This window comes from Longimicrobium sp. (assembly GCF_036280135.1).
In the GTDB taxonomy this organism is placed as follows: Bacteria; Gemmatimonadota; Gemmatimonadetes; order Longimicrobiales; family Longimicrobiaceae; genus Longimicrobium.
The window spans coordinates 1-3,266 of record NZ_DASURI010000613.1; the positions used below are offsets into that span (position 1 = coordinate 1).

General features: G+C 69.8%; 2 protein-coding genes. Both read right to left on the bottom strand.

The features are described from left to right. Positions 1 to 764 precede the first annotated feature (764 nt). Positions 765 to 1,682, bottom strand: a complete 918-nt coding sequence (locus tag VFZ20_RS19850; RefSeq protein ID WP_329685675.1) for a hypothetical protein — start codon at positions 1,680 to 1,682, stop codon at positions 765 to 767. A 204-nt stretch (positions 1,683 to 1,886) separates the two neighbouring features. Continuing rightward, positions 1,887 to 2,558, bottom strand: a complete 672-nt coding sequence (locus VFZ20_RS19855; RefSeq protein ID WP_329685676.1) for an RNA polymerase sigma factor — start codon at positions 2,556 to 2,558, stop codon at positions 1,887 to 1,889. Positions 2,559 to 3,266 lie beyond the last annotated feature (708 nt).

Below are 3,266 nucleotides of genomic sequence, written 5' to 3' on the forward strand. Positions count from 1 at the left end.
AAGGCCCCCGCCACCGCCTGAGTCCGCATCCTCTCCTTTCCCCGCCGGCGGGCGCGTGTGCCCGCCGGCCGTCAGGCGTTCGCACCCCGCGCGAAGCCTCGGCCAAGTCCCCCCGATGATGGCGTGCGCGCCGAGGCGCGCTACTGGTCCCCACGGCACCCACGGGGATTCTCCAGACCTCGTCCTGGAGTGACTCGACAATTGTCCTGCTCCAGCCTGAGCACGAACGCCGCGTACGAGTCAGCGCACCCGCCAATACAGGTACATCATCCCTGACAGCGGTCCCCGGGTGGGTCTGGAGCCGTTTCTCGCCCGTGCCGTCATTCCGAGGAAGGCGTCGTCCGGATCCATCCCCGTGCTGGATGGCGCCGACCGAAGAATCTGGCTGCCGGAGTGCGGGATCTCGCCCGTGCGCTGCGTTGTTCTCGGGCCGGGCGCGCACGGGCGGGATCGTGCCGGGTTGCAACCCACTTCTTCGTCGGAAGGGCCCACGACTCCGCGGACGGGATGGACCGCACCGGGCGCCTTCCTCGCTCAGAATGACAGCACGGGTGAGAAACAGCTCGCACCCGTGGCCGAGTTCGAGATCACCGTCCCGGCCGGGGCGACGACAGGTTGGCGGGAAGGTGATGATGAGCAGGGAGATCGCGGCTGCCGTACCCATGCCAGCGCGGGGGAGCACCAGCCGGTGCTCCCCCGCGTTGTTCCACCGATTAATCAGGCGCGGGCCAGCGCAGAGCGCGTCCTTCACCAACAGCCTGCCGCTAGCGAGGCATGACGTTCCTGGACTGGGGATCCGGCAAGGTCGTGCCGTGGCCTTCGTCCGTGCCCGTGCCCGCGGACGCGTCGAGGATGTCCTTCACGTACGCGAACGCCTCGTCCGCGAAATCCCTCATCCACCGCTTGGCCCGCTCGTCCGACGGAGTGAGGTCGAAGAGGGGGTCTCCCATGAAAGAGATCATGGCGAGGTCCGCCTGGTTGAGCTTGTCGTTCGACTTGGTCGTGTCCAGTTCCTTCAGGAGCCGCTGGCGCGCTGCCTGTCTCTCGGGAGTCAGCGGCCACGCCTTGTCGTCGCTGATCGTGGAGAGCGTGTCCGCGAAGAACTTGAGCAGCCGCACTCTGCTGGTTTCCGTGTACTTCCTGCCGCGGACGCTCGCGTGCACCATCTGGTCGTTCGCTTCATCCGCGTCGGTCGCGAGGAGTTCGTCACGCGATTTTGCCTTGGCCACGCGTATCGCTACCTTCGCCCGGATGTCCGCGAGCTTTTGCGCCATCGACGTGATCAGCTCCTTCTCACGCTTCTTCGCCGCGTTGGCCTCTGCCTTGTCGAGCAGGACGAGCACCGACAGGAGAACCTGGGTGCCGCCCACCACCGCGCCCAGGGGGCCCGCCGCGCAGGTCAGGATCACGCATCTGCCGATCTGGGAGGCGATCGTCCAGCCCTGCTCCAGGGGCTCGGCGGACTTGTCGAGCATGGAGATCCCGCTCAGCAGGATCTGCGGGGGCATGAGCGCCGCATTGTAGCCGGCGGCCGCGGTCGTCAGCCCTTTCCCGGCCTCGGCGAGCAGCTTGTCCACCACGGATGCGAACTTGGCGGTCGCGAACCGCCAGCTGTTCTCGTCCTTGATGGACTTCATGTAGCGTCCAACTTCTTTTTCCGTTTCCATCTCGCCGTTCGGCATGGGTGGTTCCCCTTGCAAGGATGAATGGAATCCCGGGCTCCTTGTCCCGGGGCAGGCAACGCAATCCGCCGATGGCCAAGCGCGCTGCGGGCGTTGGAAAGGCCCAGCGCGTCGCCGGACCGGGCGGTGTCGCGTCCGTGGCGAGAACGAAGACCGGCACCCTCCGCGATCAACGGGAGCGGTGCCGGTCCGGCCTGCGCGCCGTCACTTTCCCCTCTTGGTGTGCATGCCGCCGGTGTCGTCCCCTGGCTCCCGAAGGAACAACGGCCGCCCGGATTCGGGGGACTCGGCCGGCAGCGCGTCCATCCGCGCCAGGAGCTTTCGGCGCAGCGACACCTGGGCGCGCTGAAAGCGGCGCTTGGCCGCGCTCTCGGGGATCCCCAGCGCGTCGCCCACCTCCTTCCACGTGCGCCCCGCCACCAGCCGCAGCCGCAGCAGCTCCGCCGTGGCCTCGGGCACCTCCGCCAGCGCCTCGGCCGCCAGCAGCTCCAGCGGGCGGGGCGGCGGCGTCTCCTGGCCGGGCAGCGGCCCGCCGGACTCCAGGCGGGCCCAGTGGTCGTCGCCACGCACCTCCCCGCGGCCACGGGCCCGCCGCAGGTGGTCCAGCAGCACGTTGCGCGCGATGGTGAGCGCCCAGGAAAGCAGCCGCCCGTCGCTGGCGAAGGTGCTGCGGGGCAGGGCGGCGGCGGCGCGGATGAGCGTCTCCTGGCACAGGTCGCGGGCCACGTCCTCGGGGTCGGCGGCGGCGCGCAGGCGGGACAGGAGGTAGCGGTACACGGGGCCCTCCACCTGGCGCAGCAGGTGGTCCAGGGCGCGCGGGCACCCCGCCCGGGCCATGCGGCCCAGGTCCACGAGCGAGCGGGAGGGCTCGCGCACGAGGTCTCGGGGGCTCACCGCGCCCGGCGGGGCGCGGGCGTTGGGCGGGAGGGGTGCGCGTGCCGCGCGGCTGCATGGGGGACGAACATGGAATGGGACGCCGGGTACGGGTGGAACCCGGTGCGGCCCCCTCATCCGCGGGGGCGCCGGCCGGGCGCTTTCCCGTGGGAACGGGACGCGGCACCCCTCCCGCCAACTGTTGGTGAATCTTCCGCGTTTCCAGGCGCGGCGGATGGACGGAATGGGAAACAAATGCGCCCGGCCTTCAACAAGGCTGGGCGCCGATTTGTGCGATACGGGCGCGGTGCCGCCAGGGAGTGGTCCGCACCGGGACTTCGCTACACAAACGCCACGAAAGTGCCGGTACGCGTTACCGGACGGACGCGGGGCGAAACCGCTTCAACGGGGACGAACTCGGCTGAACGCCTGACGGGTCCATCGCCCGCGAGCACGCGCGCCTGCCGGCGCACGCACGCCATCAGGTTTCCGGCACTCCGGGGGATGATTCGTGGAGCATCGTACGCGGGCCTACGCCCCAGGGCCGGCTCGATCCCGGAGGCCCGTCTCCTTTACCGAATCCGCAGAAACACCGCGCATCGGTGTCGATTTCCTGGGTCATTCGGCGTTGCGCGTGAAAGCGCGGTTCAACCTCCCCCAGCGGTTTTGGGGGGGAGGTGGGTGAGCTCCGCGAGCCCGGAGGGGGCGCTC

Bases quoted from the DNA above. Each gene is read 5' to 3' on its own strand.
- VFZ20_RS19850 (WP_329685675.1), bottom strand. From the start codon at position 1,682: ATGCCGAACGGCGAGATGGAAACGGAAAAAGAAGTTGGACGCTACATG.